At 72.6% G+C, this 25,696-nt stretch carries 24 protein-coding genes; 13 read left to right on the plus strand and 11 right to left on the minus strand.

Annotated features, from left to right (window positions below):
- Positions 1-286: 286 nt before the first annotated feature.
- The gene (locus tag ACLBX8_RS19450; RefSeq protein WP_447700017.1) at positions 287-1,405 is read left to right on the plus strand and encodes an acyltransferase family protein; all 1,119 of its coding nucleotides are present in this window, start codon (positions 287-289) and stop codon (positions 1,403-1,405) included.
- Here ACLBX8_RS19450 and ACLBX8_RS19455 read toward each other — a convergent pair.
- Positions 1,392-2,570, minus strand: coding sequence for an endo-1,4-beta-xylanase (locus ACLBX8_RS19455; RefSeq protein WP_447700016.1), 1,179 nt, complete (start codon positions 2,568-2,570; stop codon positions 1,392-1,394). The genes ACLBX8_RS19450 and ACLBX8_RS19455 overlap by 14 nt on opposite strands.
- A 156-nt stretch (positions 2,571-2,726) precedes the next feature.
- On the opposite strand from ACLBX8_RS19455, the gene ACLBX8_RS19460 reads away from it, so the two are divergent.
- Positions 2,727-3,569, plus strand: a complete 843-nt coding sequence (locus ACLBX8_RS19460) for an SDR family NAD(P)-dependent oxidoreductase (protein WP_447700015.1) — start codon at positions 2,727-2,729, stop codon at positions 3,567-3,569.
- A gap of 148 nt (positions 3,570-3,717) precedes the next feature.
- Here ACLBX8_RS19460 and ACLBX8_RS19465 read toward each other — a convergent pair whose 3' ends face one another.
- Positions 3,718-4,005 (minus strand): GIY-YIG nuclease family protein, encoded by a 288-nt coding sequence (locus ACLBX8_RS19465; RefSeq protein ID WP_447700014.1) that lies wholly within the window; start codon positions 4,003-4,005, stop codon positions 3,718-3,720.
- 219 nt (positions 4,006-4,224) lie between these two features.
- On the opposite strand from ACLBX8_RS19465, the gene zwf reads away from it, so the two are divergent.
- Together zwf and ACLBX8_RS19475 are read left to right on the plus strand one after the other, a co-directional pair.
- On the plus strand, positions 4,225-5,697 hold the full coding sequence (gene zwf, locus ACLBX8_RS19470) for a glucose-6-phosphate dehydrogenase (protein WP_020093813.1): 1,473 nt from the start codon (positions 4,225-4,227) through the stop codon (positions 5,695-5,697).
- Positions 5,698-5,819: 122 nt separating this feature from the next.
- Positions 5,820-6,020 carry a hypothetical protein gene (locus tag ACLBX8_RS19475; protein WP_447715628.1) on the plus strand — a complete coding sequence of 67 codons (201 nt, stop codon included), beginning with the start codon at positions 5,820-5,822 and terminating at the stop codon, positions 6,018-6,020.
- Positions 6,021-6,123: 103 nt separating this feature from the next.
- Here ACLBX8_RS19475 and ACLBX8_RS19480 read toward each other — a convergent pair whose 3' ends face one another.
- Positions 6,124-7,632, minus strand: coding sequence for a glucan biosynthesis protein (locus ACLBX8_RS19480; protein WP_447700013.1), 1,509 nt, complete (start codon positions 7,630-7,632; stop codon positions 6,124-6,126).
- 271 nt (positions 7,633-7,903) lie between these two features.
- On the opposite strand from ACLBX8_RS19480, the gene mdoH reads away from it, so the two are divergent.
- A complete protein-coding gene (gene mdoH / locus ACLBX8_RS19485) occupies positions 7,904-9,832 on the plus strand; it encodes a glucans biosynthesis glucosyltransferase MdoH (protein WP_447715629.1) in 1,929 nt (642 codons plus the stop codon).
- Between the two features lie 260 nt (positions 9,833-10,092).
- Positions 10,093-10,758: a L,D-transpeptidase gene (locus ACLBX8_RS19490; RefSeq protein WP_012320832.1), complete on the plus strand. Its 666-nt coding sequence runs from the start codon at positions 10,093-10,095 to the stop codon at positions 10,756-10,758.
- Between the two features lie 220 nt (positions 10,759-10,978).
- On the opposite strand, the gene ACLBX8_RS19495 is transcribed toward ACLBX8_RS19490, so the two are convergent.
- A complete protein-coding gene (locus ACLBX8_RS19495) occupies positions 10,979-11,299 on the minus strand; it encodes a cupin domain-containing protein (RefSeq protein ID WP_020093808.1) in 321 nt (106 codons plus the stop codon).
- A gap of 173 nt (positions 11,300-11,472) precedes the next feature.
- Positions 11,473-11,895, minus strand: coding sequence for a gamma-butyrobetaine hydroxylase-like domain-containing protein (locus ACLBX8_RS19500; protein WP_447700011.1), 423 nt, complete (start codon positions 11,893-11,895; stop codon positions 11,473-11,475).
- 81 nt (positions 11,896-11,976) lie between these two features.
- Between ACLBX8_RS19500 and moaA the strand changes: the two genes are divergently transcribed.
- Positions 11,977-13,029, plus strand: a complete 1,053-nt coding sequence (gene moaA / locus ACLBX8_RS19505) for a GTP 3',8-cyclase MoaA (protein ID WP_447700010.1) — start codon at positions 11,977-11,979, stop codon at positions 13,027-13,029.
- 106 nt (positions 13,030-13,135) lie between these two features.
- Here moaA and radA read toward each other — a convergent pair whose 3' ends face one another.
- Both radA and alr read right to left on the minus strand, forming a co-directional pair.
- The gene (radA, locus tag ACLBX8_RS19510; RefSeq protein WP_091681792.1) at positions 13,136-14,572 is read right to left on the minus strand and encodes a DNA repair protein RadA; all 1,437 of its coding nucleotides are present in this window, start codon (positions 14,570-14,572) and stop codon (positions 13,136-13,138) included.
- Positions 14,573-14,617: 45 nt separating this feature from the next.
- Positions 14,618-15,727, minus strand: a complete 1,110-nt coding sequence (gene alr / locus ACLBX8_RS19515) for an alanine racemase (RefSeq protein ID WP_447700009.1) — start codon at positions 15,725-15,727, stop codon at positions 14,618-14,620.
- Positions 15,728-16,003: 276 nt separating this feature from the next.
- Between alr and ACLBX8_RS19520 the strand changes: the two genes are divergently transcribed.
- The 5 genes from ACLBX8_RS19520 (at position 16,004) to ACLBX8_RS19540 (ending at position 21,002) form a co-directional block, all read left to right on the plus strand.
- A complete protein-coding gene (locus ACLBX8_RS19520; RefSeq protein ID WP_056523728.1) occupies positions 16,004-16,612 on the plus strand; it encodes a CvpA family protein in 609 nt (202 codons plus the stop codon).
- A gap of 131 nt (positions 16,613-16,743) precedes the next feature.
- A complete protein-coding gene (purF, locus tag ACLBX8_RS19525; RefSeq protein WP_026605025.1) occupies positions 16,744-18,219 on the plus strand; it encodes an amidophosphoribosyltransferase in 1,476 nt (491 codons plus the stop codon).
- 246 nt (positions 18,220-18,465) lie between these two features.
- Complete coding sequence (locus ACLBX8_RS19530) at positions 18,466-19,215, plus strand: SDR family NAD(P)-dependent oxidoreductase (protein ID WP_026605024.1); 750 nt, start codon at positions 18,466-18,468, stop codon at positions 19,213-19,215.
- Between the two features lie 196 nt (positions 19,216-19,411).
- Complete coding sequence (locus ACLBX8_RS19535; RefSeq protein WP_012320823.1) at positions 19,412-19,822, plus strand: dihydrofolate reductase; 411 nt, start codon at positions 19,412-19,414, stop codon at positions 19,820-19,822.
- Between the two features lie 61 nt (positions 19,823-19,883).
- Positions 19,884-21,002, plus strand: coding sequence for a carboxylate-amine ligase (locus ACLBX8_RS19540; protein ID WP_447700008.1), 1,119 nt, complete (start codon positions 19,884-19,886; stop codon positions 21,000-21,002).
- Between the two features lie 123 nt (positions 21,003-21,125).
- Here ACLBX8_RS19540 and der read toward each other — a convergent pair whose 3' ends face one another.
- The 3 genes from der to ACLBX8_RS19555 all read right to left on the minus strand — a co-directional run bounded on the left by der (position 21,126) and on the right by ACLBX8_RS19555 (position 23,954).
- Positions 21,126-22,472 carry a ribosome biogenesis GTPase Der gene (der, locus tag ACLBX8_RS19545; protein WP_447700007.1) on the minus strand — a complete coding sequence of 449 codons (1,347 nt, stop codon included), beginning with the start codon at positions 22,470-22,472 and terminating at the stop codon, positions 21,126-21,128.
- A 31-nt stretch (positions 22,473-22,503) separates the two neighbouring features.
- Entirely contained in the window at positions 22,504-23,214 is a 711-nt protein-coding gene (locus ACLBX8_RS19550; RefSeq protein WP_091927367.1) for a tetratricopeptide repeat protein, read from the minus strand.
- Positions 23,215-23,342: 128 nt separating this feature from the next.
- Positions 23,343-23,954, minus strand: a complete 612-nt coding sequence (locus tag ACLBX8_RS19555) for an NnrU family protein (protein WP_447682578.1) — start codon at positions 23,952-23,954, stop codon at positions 23,343-23,345.
- 115 nt (positions 23,955-24,069) lie between these two features.
- On the opposite strand from ACLBX8_RS19555, the gene ACLBX8_RS19560 reads away from it, so the two are divergent.
- The gene (locus tag ACLBX8_RS19560; protein ID WP_447700006.1) at positions 24,070-25,338 is read left to right on the plus strand and encodes a hypothetical protein; all 1,269 of its coding nucleotides are present in this window, start codon (positions 24,070-24,072) and stop codon (positions 25,336-25,338) included.
- 77 nt (positions 25,339-25,415) lie between these two features.
- Here ACLBX8_RS19560 and ACLBX8_RS19565 read toward each other — a convergent pair whose 3' ends face one another.
- Positions 25,416-25,637 (minus strand): hypothetical protein, encoded by a 222-nt coding sequence (locus ACLBX8_RS19565; protein WP_100252755.1) that lies wholly within the window; start codon positions 25,635-25,637, stop codon positions 25,416-25,418.
- Positions 25,638-25,696 lie beyond the last annotated feature (59 nt).

Below are 25,696 nucleotides of genomic sequence, written 5' to 3' on the forward strand. Positions count from 1 at the left end.
GGATTCACGATGCCGCCATTGATTCATCCGCGTGTAACGTCGCGGATGTCGGTCGGCGTGAACGTCCCGCTCATACATTCGTGCGTTGCTGGTTCCGGCGCCCGCGTCTTTGCGCGCGGAGCGAGCGATCCAGACGGCGCGACGCCGCCCGTCGTCGCGCTGCCCCGGGTCACTTCGCTCCGCCCGCGATGACGGAGTAGGACACCTTCATCGAAGCGTTCCGTCGGACACCGCAGGGCCAAGCCACCACGGCTGCCCAGGCCCGGACAGGAGATCGGTCCCCAGCATGCCGGATTCCGGTGATCCGATCCCGAGGACGATGCCCTACCTGCCGCAGCTCGACGGGGTGCGGGCGCTCGCCATCCTGATCGTGTTCGCGGCCCATTGCGGCTACGGCCACGTGGTGCCGGGCGGCTTCGGCGTGACCGTCTTCTTCTTCCTCAGCGGCTACCTGATCACCACGCTCCTGCGGATCGAGCGGGCGCGGACCGGAACGGTGTCGCTTCCCGCCTTCTACCTCCGGCGGAGCCTGCGCATCCTGCCGCCCATGTACCTGACCCTGCTCGCCTCCGGCGCGCTCTACGCGGCGGGGTGGCTCGACTGGATGCCGGTCGCGCCGGCGGCGGTCCTCGGGCAGGCGACCTTCCTGACGAACTATCCCGGCCTGTTCGGCACCGAGGCGGTGCTGCCGGTGCCGCTCTGGAGCCTCGCCATCGAGGAGCACTTCTACCTCGTCTTCCCGCTGGTCTTCCTGCTCTGGCTCGGGCGCCTGCGGCCGCGCCGCGCGGCCCTGGCCTGCCTGGGGCTCTGCGCGGCCGTCCTGGCGATCCGGTGCGTCAACGTCTGGCGGCTGCCGGATTACAGCCTGAACTACAGCTGGACCCACACCCGGATCGACGCGATCCTGTTCGGGTGCTGCCTCGGGCTGTGGAACAACCCGGTGGTCCCGGCCGACCGCGCGTGGCGCCCCGCGCCCTGGCACGTCGCGGCGAGCCTCGCGGTGATCCTCGGGACCCTGGCGGTCCGCGATCCCGCCTTCCGGGAGAGCCTGCGCTACACGCTCCAGAGCGCCGCCCTGTTCGTGCCCTTCGCGTACCTGCTGCACGGCGAGGGACCTCTGGTGCGGCTGCTGGCCAGCCGGCCGATGCGCCGGCTCGGGCTCTGGTCCTACAGCTTCTACCTCGCGCACATGACCGTGGTGGCCCTGGTGCTGCACCTGCGGCCCGGGCTGCACGGCGTCGGCCTGATGCTGGCGGCCTTCCCGGTGACCCTGCTGTGGTGCTGGGGCATGTACGGCCTCGTCGAGCGCCCCTGCGCGCGCCTCCGCCGCCGGCTCCTGGCGGACCGGCCGCCGGAGCCGAGCCTGGCCGAGGACGGCCGCCGGGCCGGCGTCACGCCCGCCTGAGCTTCTCGCGGGCGGCCCTGTGATCGGGCGCGGCCTCGAAGGCCGCCTTGATGGCGTGCCACAGGGGCTTGCGCCGGAACTGCGCGTCGAGCGGCAGCGCCCGCTGCGGCAGGCCGTCGGGCCGCTTGCGGTAGGGGTGGTCGTTCAGCCACGTGTCCGGGTCGTAGATGTCCCAGGTCAGGACGTCGAGGCAGGCGGGCTCGTCCAGCACCACGTCGAGGTAGCGGCGGGCGTAATCGGCCACCATCCGGTCGCGGGTCGCCACGTCGGACGGGAAGGCGCGGTCGTCGATGTCGAGCTCGGTGATCTCGATGCCGAGGCCCATCTGGCCGATCTCCCGCAGGAAGCGCCGCAGCTGGCCCTGATCGATCGGGATCGTGCTGGTGAGGTGCGACTGGAGCCCGAAGCGCCGGATCGGCACGCCCCGGGACCGCATCGCCTCCAGGCGGCGCAGGACCTTGGTGCGCTTGGCCTCCATCCAGGGCACGCCCTGCTCCACCGCGTCCTCGTTCCACGTGCCGGCGGCGGCCGGATCGGTCTCGTGCAGGATCCGGAAGGCGAGGTCGACGTAGCCGGGGCCGATGGAGGCGAGCCAGGGCGAGTCGCGCAGGCCGCCGCCGCGGTCTGGGTCGGACTCGTTGCCGAGGATCTCGTTGACCACGTCCCAGGCGACGATCTGGCCGCGGTAATGGCCCGCCACCGTCTCGATCCAGCGCCGCATGAAGTCCTCGGCCTGGACGGCGCTCGCCCGGCCGAGCAGCGGTCCGACCCAGGGCGGCAGCGCCGCGTGCCAGACGAGCGTGTGGCCGCGCATGCGCTGGCCGTTTCCCCTCGCGAAGCGCAGGATGGCGTCGCCGCGGGCGAAGTCGGTCTTGCCCGGCGCCGGCAGGACCTCCTCCATCTTCATCTCGGTGCCGCAGACGAGGATACCGCATTCCCGCGCCACCGCCTGCCGGTAGGCGGGCGTCGCGTCGAAGCGGTGGAACGGCACCTCGCAGCCGTATGTCAGGCCCTTGGCGGCCGCGGCGGCCTGGAGGCTGTCGGCCGACCAGGACGGCCGGCCGAGGGGACCGAACCCCGCCGGGCCGGCCGCGCGCGCTGCGCCGGCGAGGCCGAGGGCGGCCGCGCCGGCGAGGATCGACCGGCGGTGCGGGAGAGGGGGCATCCGGGTGCTTCGTTCCGTGACGTGCCCGCCACCCTAGCAGAAGCCGCCGCGGCGGCGATCCGCAGGTTCTGCCGGGGCGGCGCGGGACCGCGGCGTGAACTCGCCTTCCGCCCGGGGCGCCCCATCTGATGGGCGCCCGTCAGCCGAGGATCCGTCATGAGCCAGCACCCCGCGATCAGTCCGGGCCGCAGCGCGGTCGTCACCGGGGCTGCGAGCGGCATCGGGCTCGCCGCCGCGCAGGCCTTCGCCCGGGCCGGCATGAACGTCTGGCTCGCCGACCTGCCGGGGCCGGCCCTGGACGCGGCCCGGGCCGCCGTCGCCGAACTCGCCGCCGTCGAGGTGCGCGCCGTGCCCACCGACGTGTCGGACCGGGGCGCCGTCGAGGCCCTGGCGACCGCCGTCTCCAAGGGCGGGCCGCCCGCCCTGGTGATGCTGAATGCCGGGATCGAGGCCGGCGGAAAACTGTTCTCCGACGCCGACACCTGGACGCGGATCCTGGGCACCAATCTCGGCGGCGTGGTCAACGGCATCCACGCCTTCGCGCCCGGCATGATCGAGGGCGGCAAGCCCGGGGCGATCATCGTCACGGGTTCGAAGCAGGGCATCACCACCCCGCCGGGCAACGCGCCCTACAACGTCTCGAAGGCGGGCGTGAAGGCGGTCACCGAGGCGCTCGCCCACGAGCTGCGCAACCGGGAGGGCTGCCACACCACGGCCCACCTGCTGATCCCGGGCTTCGTCTACACGGGCCTCACGAAGGCCCGCGGCGTCGCCGAGAAGCCCGCCGGGGCCTGGACGCCCGACGAGACCGTGGCCTTCCTGCTGGACCGGCTCGCCGCCGGCGATTTCTACATCCTCTGCCCGGACAACGAGACCACCCGCGCCCAGGACGCGAAGCGGATCGCCTGGGCGTCCGGCGACATCGTCGAGAACCGGCCCGCCCTCTCGCGCTGGCATCCGGACCACGCCGAGGCGTTCAAGCGGTACATGGCGGGGTGACCCGCGCGGCCTCGCGCTGCCCTGGGTCACTTCGCTCCGCTCGTGATGACGGAGGAGCGAGACCCGCTGCGTGACTGCGCGGGATGCCGCGATCGCCGTCTTTGCGAGCGCAGCGAAGCAATCCAGGGATCCGCGACGCCGGACCCGTTCACGCGAGATCGGGATACAGGTCGTTCCAGTCCGGATTCATCGCCTCGATCAGCGCGAGCTTCTTCTTCCGTGAGCCTGCCTTGATCTGCTTCTCGCGGGTGATGGCCTCATTCATCGTCGGATAGCGCTCGTACCAGACGAGGCGTTGGCAAGCGTAGCGGCTCGTGAAACCGGCAAGCAGCGCCTCCCGGTGCTCGTGGACCCGCCGTGCGAGGTCCGAGGTCACGCCGGTGTAGAGCGTGCCGTTGCGCCGGCTCGCCATGATGTAGACGGCCGGCTCGCGCATCGTGCTGTCCTTCGGCGGCGCCGCGCTGCCCTGGGTTGCTTCGCTGCGCTCGCAAGGACGGAGCGTGGCAGCGTGGACTTGCCCGGATCTGTCCCGGCCGCCCCCTGAACCGGACAGCGCTGGCCTGCGCCCCTCGTCTGGCGAAGCCCTTGCACACGGGCTAGGTCAGTGCGACGCAGCCGCCGCACGAGACCAGCGCACGACACCCGGGAGCCGCACTTGGCCACGATCATCCCCGTCGCTTCCTTCGACTGCGTCGTGTTCGGCGCCACCGGCGATCTGACCGCGCGCAAGCTCCTGCCGGCCCTGTTCTACCGATTCCGCGACGGCCAGATCCCCGAGACCAGCCGGATCATCGGCGCCTCGCGCTCGGAACTGTCCCTCGACGCCTTCCGCGAGCACGCCCGCGACGCGCTCAAGCGCTTCGTGCCGGCGGCCGACCTGTCCGACGACATGCTCCACCGCTTCCTCGACCACGTCGACTACGTCGCGGTGGACGGGGCCGGCGACAGCGGCTGGACCGACCTCGTCGCCAAGCTCGACGAGCGGCCCGACCAGGTCCGGCCCTACTACCTCGCCACCTCGCCCGACCTCTACGGCTCGATCTGCCGCAACCTCGCCGCCCACGGGCTCGTGGGGGAGAAGTCCCGCGTCGTGCTGGAGAAGCCGATCGGCAAGGACCTGAAATCGGCCCGGGCGATCAACGACGCGGTCGGCGAGGTCTTCCCCGAATCGCAGATCTTCCGGATCGACCACTATCTCGGCAAGGAGACGGTCCAGAACCTGCTCTCGCTCCGCTTCGCCAACACGATCTTCGAGCGGCTCTGGACCTCGGACGTGATCGACCACGTCCAGATCACGGTCGCCGAGACGGTGGGGGTCGAGGGCCGGGCCGGCTACTACGACACGTCGGGCGCGATGCGCGACATGCTGCAGAACCACATCCTGCAGCTCCTCTGCCTCACCGCCATGGAGAGCCCGCTCAATCTCGAGGCAAACTCCGTCCGCGACGAGAAGCTCAAGGTGCTGCGCGCCCTGAAGCCGATCACCAGCCAGGACATCCCGCTGGTGACGGTGCGCGGCCAGTACGTGGCGGGCGCCGTCGACGGCAAACCGGTCGAGGGCTACCTCGCCGAGCTCGGCCACGAGAGCCGGACCGAGACCTTCGTGGCCATGAAGGTCGAGATCCAGTCCGGGCGCTGGGCTGGGGTGCCGTTCTACCTGCGCACCGGCAAGCGCCTGCCCCAGAAGCTGTCCGAGATCGTGGTGCAGTTCCGCGCCTCGCCGTTCTCGATCTTCCCCGAGGAGGCCTTCGGCCGCGAGCCCAACCGCCTCGTGATCCGCCTGCAGCCGCAGGAGGGCATGAAGCTCGAGGTGATGACCAAGGATCCGGGGCCCGGCGGCCTGCGGCTGCGCCCGACCGACCTCGACATCTCCTTCGAGGAGACCTTCAAGCAGCGCTACCCCGACGCCTACGAGCGCCTGCTGATGGACGTGGTCCGCGGCAACGCGACGCTGTTCATGCGCCGCGACGAGGTCGAGGCCGCCTGGGCCTGGGCGGACGGCGTGCTCAAGGCCTGGGCCGACCGGCCCGAGGCGCCGCGGCCCTACCCGGCCGGGAGCTGGGGCCCGACCGCCGCCATCGCGCTGATCGAGCGCGACGGCCGGACCTGGCACGAGGAGCTGCGGTAAGGACGTTCGGCGGCCCACGGCCAAGCTGCCTTGATACCGTCAAGCCGGATGTGAAATCTGTCGGTGCAGCCGGCGACCGCCCCGCCAGAGGGTGGAGACGGCGCAGCACGAGGGATCATCACATGCTGGACCATCATCGGGACGCGGCCGTCCAGGCCGAGCGTCGCCTGGAGCGTTCGGTCGCCGCCGCCCTGCGCGTCATCGCGGCCGCCCACGACGAGCGGCAGGCCCCGCCGGTCAGCGCGGCCCGCTGCCGCCTGAGCGAGGTCTACGGCGCCACCCGCCTGGCCCGGCGCCTGGAGCAGGAGCGCCGGACTGCCTGAGACACGCCGTCTTCGCGCGCGCGGCGAAGCGGCCCAGTGTCGCGCCACCTTCGGGGAGGTCGCGCCGCCCCGGGTCGCTTCGCCACGCGCGCGATGACGGAGCCTACACGGCGGCGTCCCAGGTCTCGCTGAGGGGCGTCGTGCCGCGGACCAGCCGGGCGCGCAGGACGACGTCGCCCGGCGGCACCGGCTCCGGCGGGCGCCACTCGACGTAGATCCGCCAGCCTCCGGTCTGCGGCACGAAGTTGGCCACCGGATCGTGCAGCGTGCCGGCGCTGGCCGAGACCTCCGCGGCGACCGCGTCGTCGGGACCCTTCGGCAGGCCCGGACCCTCGAAGTCGATGACGCAGAGCCGCCGCCGCGGGTCGGGCGGGTTCGACGGGCGCAGGCGCTCCGCCGAGCCGAGTCGCGTCGACGTCACCCGGGCGAGGGCGGTCTCCGGGATCGCCGGCACGGGCTCGGCCCCCACCGTGGTCAGCCCGTAGCGGACGTGCAGCGGCGCGCCGGGCTGCGCCGGGGCCGCCGGCACGAAGGCCGCCACGATGTTGTCCATGTACTCCTCGCCCGACGGGATCTCGAAGAGCTGCACGGCGCCGTCCGCGAAGGCGCCCCCGGCGGAATCCGGCGCCACCCACAGGCCCGGCCGCGCCTCGTGGCGCGCCTCCACGTCGAGGTAGGCCGCGAAGCTCCGCTCCCGCTGCAGCAGCCCGAAGCCGGCGAGCGGCCGGGCCGCGAAGGCGGAGATCTGCGGCTGCGCCCGCCCGTTGACCAGGGGCCGCCAGATCCGGTCGATCCGCGCCGGGTCGGCCCCGGCCGCGACGCAGAGCCCGTCGGAATCGTGCACCTGCGGCCGGAAATCGTCGAACGGCTTGGCGTCCCGGGCCCCGGGCCCGTTCTGGCCGTACAGGAACATGCTGGTGAGCGGCGCCAGCCCGAGCTTCGGGAGCACCCGGCGCGGGTGGAGCGCCGCCGTGACGGCGATCCGGGCCGGGTCGCCGGGCGCGATCTCGAACCGGTAGGCGCCGGCCACGCTCGGGCTGTCGAGGAGGGAGAGCACCGTGAGGGTGCGCGCCTCCGGCTCGCAGATCCAGTGGGCCACGAAGTCGGGAAATTCCTCACCCTCCGGCGCGCCGGTGCCGATGGCGAGGCCCCGGGCCGAGAGCCCGTATTCCTGGTTGGCCGCCCGCAGGCGGAAGTAGGAGGCGCCTAGGAAGACGAGGAACTCCTCCTGGAAGCCCTTCGGCCGCCAGGCCGGCGTGTCCGGGAAGGCGTAGTGCAGGCGGAAGCCCGCGAAGCCGAGATCCGCCGGGAAGCCCTGGCCGGCGAGCCGCGTGCCCAGGTCGAACAGCCCCGTGTCGTAGGGGATCGGCCGCGCGGGCCCCCGGAGCGGCTGGAGGTGGAGCGCCACGCGCCGGCGCTGCAGGAAGCCGCGGTGGAACAGCTGGGCGCTGAAATGCGCGCCGAGCCGCAGGCCCGCGTCCGGCCGGAAGGTGATCGCCCGGTAGCCGTCGTAGTCGAGGGCGGCGAGCGCCGGCGGCAGGTCCTCGGGCGGCGGGGCGTAGGGCGCTGCGGCGCGCCGCGCCGCCTCGGCCGAGAGGGTCTCGAAGGTCATCGCGTCGCCCTGCGGCGGAAGCGCCGGCCCGGCCCACGTTCTGGACCCATTCAGATCCGTCGCGCTAGGTAGAACCGTGCCGGCAGCCGCGGCCAGGACTGTTCGAAGAACGCGGCGCCGGGAGGGGGGATTGATCCGTTCGGCTTCCGGCGGCCTGGGCTGCCGGCTCGGCTCCGTATCCTCACCCCGCACATCGGTATCCACGGTCATCGGTTCCCGGCCCCGCACCGCCGGGCGGCCGGCAGCCTTCCACGGTCGAGTTCCTCGCGCCATGTCGTCACGCGTCACCTCCTCCGCCGAGCGGTCGCACCGGAACGCGGCTCCCGCCATACCCGATCCGTCGGAGAACGCAGCCTGCCGCGAGGTCTGGACCGACGCGCCGCGCGGCGCCCTGCGCGCCCGCCGCCTCGCCCTGGCCGTCCCGAGCCTCGCCACCGCCGGCGGCCTCATCTGGCTCGCCGCGCTCGCCTACCCGGCGGGCGTCAGCCCGCTGGCCTGGGCAGTCCTGGTGCTGTTCGGCCTCGTGATGGGCTGGCAGGCCTTCGTCGCCTGCCAGTACGTCTACGGGTTCGTCGCGGCCCTCCTGGGCGACCGGGCGAAGTCCGCGCTGGAGCGCCGCTCCGAGCAGGCGGGCGCCGGCCCGGACGGGGCCGGTCGCACCGCCGCCGTGGTGGCGATCCACGCCGAGGACGCGGTCGCAGTCTTCGCCCGCCTGCGGGTGATGGCCCGGTCGCTCGCCCGCGCCGAGGCGCAAGGCATCGACATCTTCGTCCTCTCCGACACACGGGACGGCGCGATCGCCGCCGTGGAGGAGCACGAGTACGCCCGCATCCAGGCCTGGGCGGCGTCCGACCCGGCGCTGCCGCGGATCCGCTACCGGCGCCGGACGGAGAATGTCGGCCGCAAGGCCGGCAATATCGGCGAGTTCTGCCGCACCTACGGCGGCGAGTACGCCTTCATGATCGTGCTGGACGCCGACAGCCTGATGACCGGCGCGGCCATGGGCCGCCTCGTCGGGCTGATGCAGGCGAGCCCGCGCACCGGCCTGATCCAGACCGTCTCGTACGCGGCCGGCCGGGACACGCTCTTCGCCCGCATCCAGCAATTCGCCGTCCGCCTCTACGCGCCGCTGGCCCTGCGCTGCCTGGAGACCTGGCAGGGCCCGGAGGGCAGCTACTGGGGCCACAACGCGATCCTGCGGGTCGAGGCCTTCGCGGAGAACGCGCAGCTCCCGAAGCTCCCGGGCCGGGAACCGCTCGGCGGCGAGATCCTGTGCCACGACATCGTCGAGGGCGCGCTGATGGTGCGCGCCGGCTGGGAGGTGCGGCTGCTGCCCGAGATGGGCGGCACCTGGGAGGAGATGCCCACCAACCTCGTCGACCTGCTCGGCCGCGAGCGCCGCTGGTGCCAGGGCAACCTCCAGCACCTGCGGGTGCTGCCCTGGGCGGGCCTTCACGGCGCGAGCCGCTGGCACCTCCTCGTCGGCATCCTCTCCTACGGGGTGCTGCCGCTCTGGATCGCCTTCCTGGGCCTCGCCGCGTGGCAGGCCGCCCGGACCGGCGATCTCGGCCTCCTGGCCTACGGCCTGACCGGGCAGGGCGCCGCCGCCCACGCGCTCGCCGCCCTCAGCGTCGCCGTCCTGGCCCTGCCCAAGCTCCTGAGCCTCGGCCACGTCCTCGCTTCGCCGGAGCGCCGGGCGGCCTTCGGCGGCGCGCGGGCGCTGCTCGCGAGCGCCGCCCTGGAGCAGGCGGTGTGGGTGATCCTGTGGCCGGTCCTGACCCTGTTCACCGCCGGCGCCGTGGTCTCGACCTTCTTCGGCCGGGTGGTCCGCTGGGAGACGCAGGACCGGGACGACCGGCAGGTCTCCTGGGCGGAGGCGTTCCGGCTCCAGGCCGACGCCGTGGTGGTCGGCGCGCTGATGGTGCTCGCCCTGGTCCTCGTCGGGAACCCGTGGCTCGCCCTCTGGCTGGCGCCGGTCGCCCTGGCGCTGCTCACGAGCCCGGCCCAGAGCGTCTGGACCAGCCGGGCCGATCTCGGCCGCGCCGCCCGGGCGCGGGGCCTGTTCCTGAACGCCGACGACACCGCTCAGGCGCCGGAACTCGCCGAACTCGCCCAGCTGCGCGGCCTGCCCGCCGCGCCGGCCCCGCTCCGCCCGGCCGCGCGCGAGCCGGCGATCTGGCTCGCCGCCGACGAGGCCTGACGGACCTCGGATACGGCCTGAGACACGGGCCTCGGACGGGCGCGCGAACGCCGGGACACGCGCCCGTCATCCCGGCTCTTACGGCCAAGCTGCCACAGTGTTGCCATCGAGTCACGGGCGGGCGGAACCGCCCCGGCGGGGCGGTTTCAGGCTTGGATTTGAGGCGCGAGCGTTTACCCCTTGGCGAGGATCGGCACGGCATCGTGCCGCGGTCTTCGCCGCGTTCCCGCCATAGTCCGCGCCTGCCCCGAGAGGCTTTGATGCGTCGTTTTCTCCCCGCCCTGATCGGGCTTCTCGGCGCGGCCGCCTGCGCCGCGCCGGCACTGGCCTACGAGATCGATCCGCTGACCCGCCAGCCGCTGAACGACGCGCTCACCGTGCGCGTCCGCCCGCAGGCCGTCGAGACCGTCGCGGTGCCGGTGGCCAACGCCGCCCTGAACCCCGCCGACCCGCTGAACGCCGACGCGGCGGTCCCGCAGATGTCGGCGATCCCGCGCGAGACGGTGGCCTATAACGGCCCCTACGGCGCCGGCACGATCGTCGTCTCCACCGCCGAGCGGCGGCTCTACTACGTGCTCGGCGGCGGCCAGGCCCTGCGCTACGGCGTCGGCGTCGGCCGGCCGGGCTTCACCTGGGGCGGCGTGCAGACCATCACGATGAAGCGCGAGTGGCCGGATTGGCGCCCGCCGGCGACCATGCTGAAGCGCCGGCCCGACCTGCCGCGCTACATGAAGGGCGGCCTCGAGAACCCGCTCGGCGCCCGCGCCATGTATCTCGGCGGCTCGATCTACCGCATCCACGGCTCCAACGAGCCGGAGACGATCGGCACGGCCGTCTCGTCGGGCTGCATCCGCATGACCAACGACGACGTGACGGACCTCTACACCCGCGCCAAGGTCGGCACGAAGGTCATCGTCCAGCGCTGATTCCTTTTCGGAGCTTCGACGAGGGGGCCGGCCGCGAGGTCGGCCCTTTTTGCGTTTCGTAGGGTTTCCGGTTGATGGCTTCGGCACGGCCGTCTTTGCGAGCGGAGCGAAGCAATCCAGCGGCGCCACGCCTGCAGAGGTCGCGCTGCCCTGGGTCACTTCGCTTCGCTCGTGATGACGGGATAGGCACATCAACCCAAGCGTTCAAACGGAAACCGGATCAGGGCAGCGTGACCAGCGCGTCGGGGCGCTTCACCTCGATCTCGACGAACGCGATCGGGTGGTCGGACCCGTTCATCACGTCGTGCCGGATGCCCGCCGGGCGCATGTAGGATTGCCCGGCCGCGAGGGCCGTCTCGCTGACCGCCGCGCCGTCGTGGACGCGCAGGATCCCGTCCACCAGCATCACCACGAAGTAGGGCCAGCCGTGCTCGTGCCAGCCGGTCACGCCGCCGGGTGGGAAATCCCAGCGCGTGATGCGCACGGCGGCGTCGTCCTGCTGGATCGTGGGCGTCGCGGGGATGGTGCAGGCGAAGGCCATGGCGGCTCCGAAGGTGCGGGCTGACGGGTGCGCGGCTCGACGCCGCCGTCATCGCGAGCGGAGCGAAGCGACCCAAGGATGCGCGACGCCGAAAATCGTGGCGCCACTCTGGATTGCTTCGCTCCGCTCGCAAAGACGAGGCTCGGAGCCGGAGTGAGCGGGAGCGGCTGCCCTCAGTGGCAGCCGCACGAGCCCGACCCGCAGCCCCCGCCCTGCTTCACCGGGGCGCTGCGCGCGGTCTCGCGGTCCAGGCCGCGCTCGGCGAGCTCGCCGAGATAGGTGTTCCAGCGCGTCTCGTACTCGCGGCCCAGGGTGTGGAGGTAGCCCCAGCCGTAGATGCCGGTGTCGTGCATGTCGTCGAAGCCGAGCTTCACCGCGTAGTTGCCGACCGGCTCCACCGCCAGGATCGCCACGGCGCGCTTGCCGCCGATCACCTTCCGCTCCAGCGGCGAGTGCCCCTGCACTTCGGCCGAGGGGCTCGACACCCGCAGGTACTCGGCCGGCAGGGCGTAGCGCGCGCCGTCCTCGAAGGCGACGTTGAGCACCCGTCGGTCGGCCGACAGGCGGATCTCGGTCGGCCACAGATCCTCGCTCACGGGTCACACTCCTCACGCAATCTGGGACTGCGGCGCGGGATCGGCTTGCCCGCGACCGCCGGTGGCATCATATGCCGGACGATGCTCGATGACAGCTCCCTGACGCCGCAGACGTCCGCGGTCGGCGCGCCCGCCGGGCCCGCGCCGCTGATCGACCCGTTCCAGCGGGCGATCTCGTACCTGCGCATCTCGGTGACGGATCGCTGCGATCTGCGCTGCGCCTACTGCATGTCCGAGCACATGGAGTTCCTGCCCAAGCGCGACCTGCTGACCCTGGAGGAGCTGGACCGGCTCTGCGGCGTGTTCATCGCCCGGGGCGTGCGCAAGCTCCGGATCACCGGCGGCGAGCCGCTCGTGCGCCGCGACATCATGCACCTGTTCCGCCGGCTCTCGCGCCACCTCGATTCGGGGGCGCTGGAGGAGCTGACGCTCACCACCAACGGCACGCAGCTCACCCGCTACGCCGACGAGCTGGCGAGCCTGGGCGTGCGCCGGATCAATGTCTCGCTCGACACCCTCGACCCGGACAAGTTCCGGGAGATCACCCGCCGCGGCGACCTCAAGGTGGTGCTCGACGGCATCGCGGCGGCCCGCGCCGCCGGGATGAAGGTGAAGATCAACGCGGTGGCGCTCCGCGACGTCAACGCCGACGAGATCCCCGGCATGATCGCCTGGGCGCACGGCCTCGGCATGGACATGACGCTGATCGAGGTGATGCCGCTCGGCGAGATCGAGGCGGACCGGACCGACCAGTTCCTGCCCCTGTCGGTGGCCCGGCAGCGCCTGGAGACCCGCTACACCCTGACGCCGCTGCCCGACCGCACCGGCGGCCCGGCGCGCTACGTGCGGGTCGAGGAGACCGGCGGGAAGCTCGGCTTCATCACGCCGCTGACCCATAATTTCTGCGAGAGCTGCAACCGGGTCCGCCTGACCTGCACGGGCCAGCTCTACATGTGCCTCGGCCAGGAGGATTCGGCCGACCTGCGCGTGGTCCTGCGCGCCTCCCAGGACGACGCGGTGCTGGCCGCGGCGGTGGTCGAGGCGATCACCCGCAAGCCCAAGGGCCACGACTTCGTCATCGAGCGCCAGCGCCCGGCCGCCGTGCCGCGGCACATGAGCGTGACGGGGGGCTGACCGCCTCCGTCCTTGCGAGCGCAGCGAAGCAACCCAGGGCAGCGGGCCCTTCCCGGACGTAGCGCATCCCTGGATTGCTTCGCTGCGCTCGCAGGGACGGACGCGCTCACATCTCCTCGTCGGCGTAGCGGGCCTGCTGCCGCCCGCGCTGGCCGGATCCCCGCCGCGGCGCGCCCGCGCTGATCCCCGCCACCAGGTCGGCGATGTGGCGCAGTGTCTCCACGGAGAGCGCCTTCTCGCCCTCGCCGCGGCCCTGCGGGATCAGCGCCTTGGCGAAGCCGAGCTTCTGCGCCTCCTTCAGCCGGGAGCCGGCCTGCGCCACGGGCCGGATCGCCCCCGACAGGCCGATCTCGCCGAAATAGACCGTCTCGGGCGGCAGCACGGCCCCCGACAGCGACGAGACCAGCGCTGCCGCCACCGCCAGATCCGCTGCCGGCTCGGTGATGCGCAAGCCTCCGGCAACGTTCAAATAAACGTCGTGGCTGCCGAGCCGGATGCCGCCGTGGGCCTCCAGCACGGCGAGCACCATCGACAGCCGGTTCGGGTCCCAGCCGACCACGGCGCGCCGCGGCATGCCGAGCGAGGAGGGCGCCACCAGCGCCTGGATCTCCACCAGCAGCGGCCGCGTGCCTTCCATGCCGGCGAAGACCGCGGTGCCCGCCGCCTGATGGTCGCGGCCCGCCAGGAACAGGGCGGAGGGGTTCGGCACCTCGCTCAGGCCCGCGTCGGTCATCTCGAACACGCCGATCTCGTCGGTGGGCCCGAACCGGTTCTTCACGGCGCGCAGGATGCGGAAATGGTGGCCCTGGTCGCCCTCGAAGGAGGCGACCGCGTCGACCATGTGCTCCACGACCCGGGGGCCCGCGATCTGCCCGTCCTTGGTGACGTGGCCGACCAGGATCACCGCCGTGCCGGTGGTCTTGGCGAAGCGGATCAGCGCCTGCGCGGAGGAGCGCACCTGCGTGACCGTGCCGGGGGCCGATTCCACCGTCTCGGTCCACATGGTCTGGATCGAGTCGATGATCGCGAGCGCGGGCGGGCGCCCCTGGCTCAGGGTCTCGACGATGTCCTCGACGTTGGTCTCGGCGGCGAGCTGGACCGGGCGCGCGCTCAGGCCCAGCCGCTCGGCCCGCAGGCGCACCTGCCCGACCGCCTCCTCGCCCGAGATGTAGGCGACCCGCTCGCCCGTGCCCGCCATGGCGGCCGAGGCCTGCATCAGCAGGGTCGACTTGCCGATGCCGGGATCGCCGCCGAGCAGGATCACCGAGCCGCGCACGAAGCCGCCCCCGGTCACCCGGTCGAGCTCGCCGATCCCCGAGGGAATGCGCGGCGCCTCCTTGGCCTCGCCGGTCAGGCCCTCGAGGGGGAAGACCCGGCCGCGGTTGCGCGACGGCCGGGTCGCGGCAGGACCCGACTGACCTGGCGCCGAGGGCGCCTCCTCGACGATCGTGTTCCAGCCGTTGCAGGCCTCGCAGCGGCCGCGCCAGCGATTGTAGACCGCCCCGCAGGACTGGCAGACGAAGGTCTGGTGGATCTTGGCCATACGGGTCCGGGCGCCGGCGATCCGGCGTGTCAGGGTGGAGTCGCGTCAGCCTACATAAGTTCGAACATACCGAGAACCCAGCCCGGTCAGGATCTCGTACCCGATCGTGCCGGCGGCGCGGCCGACCGCGTCGATGTCGAGGCTGTCGCCGATCAGCACCGCTTCCGCGCCGCGCCGGGCCGCGGGCGCCGCCGTGACGTCGAGGATGATCAGGTCCATGGAGACGAGGCCCAGGATCGGGCACGGGACGCCGCCGACCAGCGCGTGGCCGCGGCCACTGATCGCCCGGGGGAAGCCGTCGGCGTAGCCGAGCGAGAGCGTCGCCAGCCGGCTCGGCGCGGCGGCGGTCCAGCTGCCGTTATAGCCCGCGGTGGCACCGGCCGCGACGCCGCGCACCTGCGCGATCGCCGCCTCCAGCCGCACCACCGGGCGCATCGGGTTCGCGGCGCCCGGCGTCGGGTTGCCGCCGAACAGGGCGTAGCCCGGCCGTAGCAGGTCGTGCCGGGCCCCGTCGAGGAAGACCCCGGACGAGTTCGCCAGCGAGGCCCGGAGCCCGGGATAGGCCGCCCGGACCCGCGCGAAATCGGCGATCTGCCGGGCGTTGACTGGGTCCTCCGGCTTCTCGGCGCTGACGAAGTGGCTGAGGAGCAGGTCGATCCCGGCGGCCGCGATCCGCGCGTCCCCGGCGAGGTCCAGCGCCTCGGGCACCGACAGGCCGAGCCGGTTCATGCCGGTATCGACGTGGAGCGCCGCGGGCGGCCGGTTCCCCGGGAACGCTGCCCAGTCCGACAGCTCCTCGACGCTGCCGAGCACCGGGCGCAGACCGTGGGCCACGAAGGCCGCCGCGGCGCCCGGGGGCAGGCCGTTCAGGACGTAGATCGCGGCGTCCGGCAGGGCGGCCCGGGCGGCGACGCCCTCGGACAGGTGCGCGACGAAGAAGGTCCGGCATCCGGCGGCCCACAGGGCCGGCCCGACGCGGCCGACGCCGCAGCCGTAGGCGTCGGCCTTCACCACGGCGGCGCAGTCGGCGCCCGCGCCGCGGGCCGCCAGGATCCGCCAGTTGGCCGCGATCGCCCCGAGGTCGATCGTCAGCCGGGCGCCGTGGGCGCCGATCTCCGTCACAGGTCCGGCCTCGGACACGCGGAACGCCTCCATCCATTCGCCACCGGGAGTCCGGACGCGCGGACCGGACCCTGGGCGCGACCCATAGCACCGGGACGGTGCCCGGGTGGAGCCGGGCATTCCGCGCGGCGGCGCGCGCCACGGTGATCGGCGCGTCCGATGCACGGTCTGATGCATGGACGGCACAGGAGCGCGATCAGGCGGGCGCGCCAGGGTGACGGCCGAGGTCGGGCTTGGTATAAATCCGCCGCGGTCCGGGGGAGCCGCACGGCCGACGCGCTATCCCCGCGGGTACCAAAAAGCTCAACGATGCCGTTTACCGTCCTGGATCTCGCCGTGCTCGGCATCGTCGCGGTCTCCGCGCTGCTCGCGGCCGTGCGTGGTGTGACCCGCGAGGTCCTGGCGATCGTCGCCTGGGTGGCGGCCGCCGCGGTCGCGTGGACGCTCCACCCCATGTTGCTGCCCACCGTGAAGCAGCACGTGAACAGCGACACCGTGGCGCTCGTCGCCTCGATCGCGGCGATCTTCCTCGGCACCCTGATCGTCGTGTCGATCATCACGGTGAAGATCTCCGACGTCGTGCTCGACTCACGGATCGGCGCGGTCGACCGCTCCCTCGGCTTCCTGTTCGGCGCGGCCCGCGGCTTCCTGATCTGCGTGATCGGCTGGGTGTTCCTGTCGTGGCTGGTGCAGGGCAAGGTGCCGGACTGGGCCGCCCAGGCCCGCACGCGCCCGATGCTGGAGAAGTCCGGCGACGCCCTGGTGGCGCAGCTGCCCGAGAATCCGGAAGGCTTCCTCAAGCAGTTCAAGAAGCCGAAGACCGGCGCGCCGCCGAGCGATTCCGCCGACGCCCCGGCCGAGACCGACGCGGCGCCGCAGCGCCGGACCGAGACCGCGCCGACCCCGACGCGACGCTGATCTGCGGTATTCGCCGTAGGTCTCGTCGCGCGGAACGCCTAGATAGCGGTTCCGGTGGTGTACGGATTGCTTCCGCGACGACCGGCGCGCCGGCCCGTCGCCGCCGGGATCTGTGAGTGATCGACAGCCCCATGTCACACGCCGCCGCCACCACCGACACCTTCGATCTCGATCTCGACGGCGACACGCTCCGCGAGGAGTGCGGCGTCTTCGGCATCTTCGGCCATCCGGACGCCTCGGCGATCGTCGCGCTGGGCCTGCACGCCCTGCAGCACCGGGGTCAGGAGGCGGCCGGCATCGTCTCCTTCGACGGCTCGGTGTTCCACTCCGAGCGCCGCCCCGGCCTCGTCGGCGATTCCTTCTCGGACGGGGACACGATCGCCCGCCTCAAGGGCCGCGCCGCCATCGGGCACGTGCGCTACTCGACCACCGGCGGCACGATCCTGCGCAACGTCCAGCCGCTCTTCGCCGAGCTCGCCAGCGGCGGCCTCGCGGTCGCCCACAACGGTAACCTCACCAACGCCCTGTCGATCCGCCGCGACCTCGTGCGCGACGGCGCGATCACGCAGTCGACCTCCGACACCGAGGTGATCCTGCACCTCGCGGCCCGCTCGCGGAAGCCGCGGATCATCGAGCGCTTCATCGACGCCCTGCAGGCGATCCAGGGCGCCTACGCGATCGTGGCGCTCACCAACAAGAAGCTGATCGGCGCGCGCGATCCGCTGGGCATCCGCCCGCTGGTGCTGGGCGAGCTCGACGGCCGCTACATGCTGGCCTCCGAGACCTGCGCGCTCGACATCATCGGCGCCCGCTTCGTGCGCGACATCGAGAACGGCGAGATCGTGGTTATCTCCGAGGAGGGGATCGAGTCGATCCGCTTCGCCGACGCCGTGCCGATGCGGCCCTGCATCTTCGAGTACATCTACTTCGCCCGGCCGGACTCGGTGGTGAACGGCAAGAGCGTCTACGCGGTGCGCAAGGCGATCGGCCGGGAGCTGGCCCGCGAGGCCGCGGCGCCCGCCGACATCGTCGTGCCGGTGCCGGATTCCGGCGTCCCGGCGGCGCTCGGCTTCTCGCAGGAGACCGGGATCCCGTTCGAGATGGGGATCATCCGCAACCACTACGTCGGCCGGACCTTCATCCAGCCGACCCAGTCGGTGCGCGAGCTCGGCGTGCGGATGAAGCACTCGGCCAACCGCGCGGCGATCGAGGGCAAGAGCATCGTCCTCGTGGACGACAGCCTCGTGCGCGGCACGACTTCGGTGAAGATCGTCCGGATGATGCGCGAGGCCGGCGCCGCGGAGGTGCATTTCCGGATCGCCTCGCCGCCGATCACCTATCCGGACTTCTACGGAATCGACACGCCCGAGCGGGAGAAGCTGCTCGCCGCGACCCACGATCTCGAGGCGATGCGCAAGTATATCGGCGCCGATTCGCTGGCCTTCCTGTCGATCCCCGGCCTCTACCGGGCGATGGGCGAGGAGGCGCGCAACGCGGCCTGCCCGCAATACACCGACCACTGCTTCACGGGCGACTACCCGACCGGCCTGACCGACCTGTCCATCGCCGGCCCGAAGCGCTTCGCCATGCTGGCCGAGGCCGACTGAGCCTCTCCGGAAGGGCGCGACCGGCAAAGCAGAGACACGGCTTCGGCACAGCCGTCTTTGCGAGCGGAGCGAAGCAATCCAGGATAGCGCAACATCGGTGAGCATGGCGCCGTCTGGATTGCTTCGCTGCGCTCGCAAAGACGCGGGTCGGGGCCATCGACCGAAAGTGGTCGAAAGAGCCCGGTTACTGGCCATTTGAAACCGGACTCCTCGACCCTTGGCGCGGGAATGCGCTACGTGCTCCCCATGGCTGACTCCCAAAGACCCCTGGAAGGCCGCGTCGCGGTCGTCACCGGCGCGTCCCGCGGCATCGGGCGCGCCGCCGCCCTGGCGCTGGCCGGGGCCGGCGCGCACGTCATCGCGGTGGCCCGGACCGTGGGCGCCCTCGAGGAGCTCGACGACGCCGTCCGGGCGGCCGGCTCCAGCGCCACCCTGGTGCCGTTCGACCTCGCCGACTACGACGCGATCGACCGCCTGGGCGCGGCGATCAACGAGCGCTGGAAGCGCCTCGACATCCTCGTCGCCAATGCCGGCATCCTCGGCGCGCTCATGCCGATCGGCCACATCACCCCGAAGATCTGGGGGCAGGTGATGGACGTGAACGTCACCGCCAACTGGCGCCTGATCCGCTCCCTCGACCCGCTGCTGCGCATGTCGGACGCCGGCCGGGCGATCTTCGTCTCGTCGGGGGCCGCCTCGAAGTGCCGGCCCTACTGGGGGCCCTACTCGGTGTCGAAGGCGGCGCTGGAGGCCCTGGTGCGGACCTACGCGGCCGAGAACGAGAGCGCGGCGATCCGGGCCATGCTGCTCAATCCCGGCCCCCTGCGGACCGGCATGCGCCGCTCGGCCATGCCCGGCGAGGACCCCGAGACCCTCCGGACGCCCGAGGAGCTCGCGCCCCATTTCGTGCGGCTCGCGTCCCCGGACTGGACCGAGACCGGCAAGCTCTACGATTTCCCCACCGACCGGGTGCTGAGTTTCCGCGCACCCGAGTGAGCTCCTGCGCTGTTATTCGAACGCACATCCCACCGCCTGCCTCACCCTGAGGTGCCGGAGCGAAGCGGAGGCCTCGAGAGAACGGCCCGGAGATCGCGCGATCCCTGGAGCCCTCCTTCGCGGTCCGCTCGCGCGGGCACCTCGGGATGAGGGGTTGTATGGGACGGGCCTGATCTTCCTCTCTGAGTTCATCACGATGATCGACGTCCGCTGCATCTGCGCGATCGGCCTGCGGGGCCAGCTCGGCCTCAACGGCCACCTGCCCTGGGAGGGCAACACCGACCCGCTCTTCGTGGAGGACGTCACGCGCTTCTTCGCGCTGACCATGGGCCACGTGCTGATCGCCGGGCCGAAGACCGTGGCCTCGGTGCCCGAATTCGCCTTCAAGGACCGCACGATCGACGTGATCCGCAGCCACGAGGATCCGGAGGCGGTGCTCAAGCGCTATCCCGGGCGGCGAATCTTCGTCGGCGGCGGGATCGCGGTGTGGAACGTCTACGCGCGGTACATCCAGAACTGGGACATCACGCGCCTGCCCTACGACGGCGAGGCCGACCGCTGGTTCGACCCCGCCTGGCTGGTCGGCGGGCCGCTGCGGACGCCCTGAGCGGCACCTTCGTCCCCGCCGGCGCGTTGGCGCGCACGCGTCGCGTTTTCCGGAGACCACGATGAGCGCCCCGAGCTACCGCTTCGGCATCGAGGAGGAGTACTTCCTGGCCGATGCCGAGACCCGGGGGACGCCGCGGGGCGACCTCGCCGCCTTCCACGCGCGGGTCAAGGCGGAGCTGCCCGAGACGGGCCGCGAGCTGGTCGCCGCGCAGGTCGAGGTCTGCACGCCGCCGCTCACCGACGCGGCGGCCGCCCGCGACAACCTCGGCGGCCAGCGGGCGCAACTCGCCGGGATCGCGGCCGAGAACGGCCTCCGGCTGCTGGCCTGCGGCACGCACCCCCTCGCGCGCTGGTCGCGCCAGACCGCCACCGACGGCGCGCGCTACAAGGGTATCCTGTCGGATGTCGGCATCGCGGCCCGGCGGGCCCTGATCTGCGGCATGCACGTCCACGTCGAGGTTCCGGACCCCGACGCCCGGGTCGACCTGATGAACCGGCTGCTGCCGTTCCAGCCGCTGCTGCTCGCGCTGTCGGCCTCCTCGCCGTTCTGGCAGGGCGAGGCGACGGGCCTGCGGGCCTACCGGCTCAGCGTCTTCGGGGAATTGCCGCGCACCGGCCTGCCGGAACTGTTCGCCGACGCCGCCGCCCACGCGCGGTTCGTCGCCATCATGACCCGGTCGGGCGCCATCGCGGACGCGAGCTTCCTGTGGTGGTCGCTGCGGCCCTCCATCAAGTTCCCGACCCTGGAGCTGCGCATCGCCGACGCCTGCACGCGCCTCGACGATTCGCTCTGCGTCGCCGCGCTGTTCCGCTGCCTCGTGCGCCTGTGCGCGCGCCGGCCGGACCTCCATGCCGGGCTCGACGGCGTCTCGCGGGCGCTGGCCTCGGAGAACCTCTGGCGCGCCCAGCACAGCGGCGTCGCCGCGTCCCTGATCGACGAGGCGCGCGGCGAGGCCGTGCCGTTCGCCGAGGCGCTGGAAGGGGTGCTCACGCTGGTGGCCGAGGACGCGGACGCCCTCGGCTGCGCGGCGGACGTGGCCCGCGCGCGGGCGATCGTGGCCGAGGGGACCAGCGCGGACGGGCAGATCGCGGCCTACGAGGCCGCGCTCGCCGCGGATCAGGACGAGCGCGCCGCGCTGGCGGCCGCGGTGGACTGGATCGCCGACGCGGCGCGCTGAGCACTGCCGCATCCGCGCCGTCATCACGAGCGGAGCGACGTGACCCGGGGTGCCGCGACCTCGACCAGCGCAGCGCGAGACTGGGTTGCTTCGCTCCGCTCGCAAGGACGACCGGAGCTCGGATCAGCCCTTGTCGAACGGGTTCTGCGAGGTGCGCAAGGACAGGCGGATCGGCGTGCCCGGCAGGTCGAACGCCTCGCGCAGGCCGTTCACGAGGTAGCGCGTGTAGGATTTCGGCAGGGCGTTGAGCTGGTTGCCGAACAGCGCGAAGTGCGGTGGCCGGCTCTTCACCTGAGTGGCGTAGCGGATCTTGATCCGCCGGCCCGACACCGCCGGCGGCGGGTTGCGGGAGGTGGCCTCGTTCAGCCAGTCGTTGATGCGCGAGGTCGAGACGCGCCGGTCCCAGACCTCGGCGGCCTGCACCACCGCCTGCATCAGCTTGTCGACGCCGTCGCCCGCGAGACCCGAGAGCGGCACGACCCCGACGCCGCGCACCTGCGGCAGCAGCCGGGTGCAATCCTCGCGGAGCTGCTTGAGCAGGCCCGGCTGGTCGGCGACCAGGTCCCACTTGTTGAGGCCGATCACCAGGGCGCGGCCCTCGCTCTCGACGAGGTCGACGATGGTGAGGTCCTGCTTCTCGAACGGGATCGTCGCGTCGAGGAGCACCACCACCACCTCGGCGAAGCGCACCGCGCGCAGACCGTCCGAGACCGCGAGCTTCTCCAGCTTGTCGTCGATCCGGGCGCGGCGGCGCATCCCGGCGGTGTCGTGCAGCTTGATCCGCCGCCCGCGCCACTCCCAGTCCAGCGAGATCGAGTCGCGGGTGATGCCGGCCTCGGGACCGACGAGCAGCCTTTCCTCGCCGAGCATGCGGTTGATCAGGGTCGACTTGCCGGCATTCGGGCGGCCGACGATCGCGACCTTCAGGGCGCGCCCACCGGGGGCGTCGTCGGCCTCCTCGTCCTCGTCGCGCTGGGGCAGGGCGCCCTTGAGCGCCTCGTGCAGCTCGCCCAGGCCCTCGCCGTGCTCGGCGGAGAACGGGATCGGGTCGCCGAGCCCGAGGGTGAAGGCCTCGTAGGCGCCGGCGAGCCCGGCGCCGCCCTCGGCCTTGTTGGCGATCAGGATCACCGGGCAGCCGGCGCGGCGCACCAGTTCGGCGAAGGGCTGGTCGGCCGGCAGCACGCCGGCGCGGGCGTCGATCACGAACAGCACGACGTCGGCGGCGAGGATCGCCGCCTCGGTCTGCATGCGCATCCGGCCGGTGAGGGTGGCGGCGTCGGCCTCTTCCAGGCCGGCGGTGTCGATCACCCGGAACTGGAGGCCGCCGAACGCGACGTCGCCCTCGCGCCGGTCGCGGGTCACGCCCGGGCGGTCGTCGACCAGCGCGAGCTTCTTGCCCACGAGGCGGTTGAACAGGGTCGACTTGCCGACGTTCGGCCTCCCGACGATCGCGACGGTCGGCATATCCATGGTGGTTCTCGAGACAGTCCGGACGATGAAATCAGCGCGTGATCGGCGGGGGCGGCGCGGCGGGCTCGGGCTTGGCCGCGGTCACCGTCACGGGACCGCCCGCCACGATCGCCGCGTAGACCTCGATCCGCTCGCGCAGGTTCCGTGGCGTGTCGGGATCGGCCACGATCTGGTCGAACCAGCGGCTGGCGTCCTCGTAATCGCCCTTCTTCAGGGCGGCGAGGCCCAGCATCTCGCGGGCGGTGTGGCGGAACGGGGTCCCGGCCGCGAGGCCCTGGAGGTTGGCGAGCGCCGGATCCGGGTTCTGCCCGTCGAGGCGCAGCAGCGCGGCGCGCAGGCGCGCGAGGTCGCGCAGGCCGTCGCCGAGGCCGGTATCGTCGGCGAGCTTGTCGAACTCCGCGGCCCCGGCCGCCGGGTCGCGCTTGCCGGTCTCCGCCGCGGCGCGGAACCGGGCGAGCAGGCGGTAGCCGGCCGGACCCTGCGCCTCGAGGGCGTCGAAGGCCTTGTCGGCCTCCGCGACCTTGCCGTCCTTGGCGAGGCGGTTGGCGTCGTCGAACTGCACCGAGGCCACCTCGGCCGCCGCGCGCTGCTGGGCCTGCCAGTAGCGCCAGCCCGCGACGCCCGCCACCAGCAGCACGGCGAGCGCGATGATCACGCCGCTGTAGCGCTTCCAGATCTGGAGGATCCGGTCGCGGCGGTAATCCTCGTCGACTTCGCGGAGGAACTCGTTGTTCTCGGCCATTCTATCCCGGCCCGCATGATCTCAGCGGGCCACCTCGTCGCGTTCGGGCCCCGCGCCTAACACACGGGCGCCGGGTTGGCGACAGGCCATGTCTCGGGGCCGTCTCGGGTGTCGTCTCGGGGGCCGGCTCAGGCCGGGGTACCCGGCCAGACCGGCACGCCGATCACCGGGTAGTGCAGGTAGCGGGCGAAGACGAACCACGCGGCCGTGCCGATCACCAGGGCCAGGACGTCGTTGCGCCAGCCCAGCGGGGCCGCCGCCGGACCGCCGTGCTGGGCCGCGACCGCCCCCGGGGCGAGGCCCCGGCGCTTGGCGCTGATCCGGGCGGTCACCGCCCAGGCGAGGAAGCCGCCGAACAGCAGCATCGAGCCGAGATCGCCGTTGGCGAGGAGGTGCGCCGTCGCCCAGATCTTCACGGCGAGCAGCATCGGGTGCTTGGCCTTGGCGCGGATATGGCCGGGCAGGTAGGCGGCCGCGAGGCACACGAAGGCGGGCCAGACCAGCGCCAGGGCGAGGTGGCGCGTCCAGACCGGCGGATCCCAGACCGGGATGTAGCCGGCGAGCCGGTAATCGTGGAAGCCGATCCCGATCAGCACGAGCCCGAGCAGCGACAGGGCGGTGTAGCCGAGCTTGTAGCGGCCCTCGCCGATCCGGCCGACGATTGCGGCGCGCCGGGTGCGGGCCATCGAGAAGGCGTGCGTGCCGAGGAACAGCACCAGCCCGAGGATCAGGAGAACCATGGATGACTTTCGGTCGGGCCGCGCGTCCAGTCGGCGGCAAGCACTCTGTAATGGTTCTCAAGCGAATCTCCGCCTGTTTGTCCAGGCGCGGCCGGGACGCAGCCGGGTGGCGATCATGGGTTGGGCGAACGGGATCGCCGGACGGGCGCGCGCCGCGCGCCCAACCGGCTCCGGGACGGCGGCGCGCCGGATCCTGCCGACGCTTTCCCTGGCGCTATCCGTGGTATTCCCCCTGGTGCTTCTGCCGCTCCTCCCGCGCGTTGCCGCGGCCGCGCCCGAGCCGCCGCTCTCGGCGCTGACGCTGGTCGGGCCGCCCGCGCTCGTCTTCAAGGCGGGGCGCGACGCCTGCGACGGCGCCGACGTGCCCGATGCGCCGGCGCGCGCCTTCCGGGACGCGTCGGGCGCGGTGGCGCTCTACGGGATGCATTACCGCAACCGGGCGCTGCGCGGTCCCGACCTCGAGCATCTCAAGATCGACTGCGCGGTGGTGCTCGATTCGGGCGAGAAGCCCGACCCGGCCGCCTACGACGACCGCTCCTGGATCACCGCCACCTGGACCGAGGACGGGAGCCGCGTGGCCGCGCTCCTCCACCACGAGTACCAGGCCAACGAGCATCCCGGCCGCTGCCCGGCGGCCAGCTACATGGCCTGCTGGTACAACACGATCACGGCCGCCGCCTCGACGGATGGCGGCCGCAGCTTCAAGCGGCAGAGCCCGCCTGTCGTGGTCGCCGGGGCGCCGTTCCGGCAGGAGATCGACCAGGGCCGCCACCGCGGCTTCTTCAACCCGTCGAACATCGTCGCGGACGGGACGTGGCGGTACTTCCTCGCCTCGACCACCGGCTGGACCCGGCCCGGCAGCGATCAGGAGGCCGGGGTCTGCCTGTTCCGCAGCGACGACCCGGCCGACCCGGCCCGCTGGCGGGCCTGGACCGGCACCGGCTTCACTGCCGCCTTCCCGGACCCCTACCGCGCCGCCCGCCCGAACACGGCGACCTGCCGGCCGGTCGGGCCGTTCCCGGGCCCGGTCGGCGCCGTCGTCCGGCACCGCGGCACGGACGCCTGGATCGCCGTGTTCATGGCCAAGGCGGGGGAGGGCTTTCCCCGGTCCGGCTTCTACTGGACCACCTCCCGCGACCTGATCACCTGGGACAGCCCGCGCCTGCTGCTCGAGGGCGCGACCCTCTACGACGACCCGTGCGCGGCGACGGCGCCGCTCGTCGCCTACCCGTCGCTGCTCGACCCGGACGCGCGCGGCCGCAACTTCGACGACGTCGGCGACCGGGCGCTGCTGACCTACGCGAGCCTGCGCACGGAGGGCTGCACGATCACCTCCGACCGCGACCTGCTGCGCCGCCCGGTGGCGATCCGCGTCTGGCCCTGATCCCGCTCGACCGGCGCGGCGCCACCGCGCGACACCGTCCCGAGCCTCGGGCGCATCCCGTCAGACCGGACGCGGCTCTACGGAGCGGGCCGGCCGAGCGCCACCGTGTAGGACGGGCCGGCCGCGACGGAGCGCCCCGGGAGGCCGATCCGCTGGCAGAGCACGGTGCCGAGGGTGACGCTCAGCATCAGCGCGGTCGCGGAGAGCAGGAGCGTGGTCGCCCGGGCATAGGCGCGACCGGCATGGATCAGCAGGCAGCCGAACGCGAAGATCGCGACGGCCTGGAACAGGTGCTGCACGGGCGACGTCCTCTCTGGCGGCGGACGCGCGGTCCGGGCCGGCCGGGATCGAGCGCCAT

The sequence above is a fragment of the Methylobacterium sp. D48H genome (assembly GCF_053345715.1).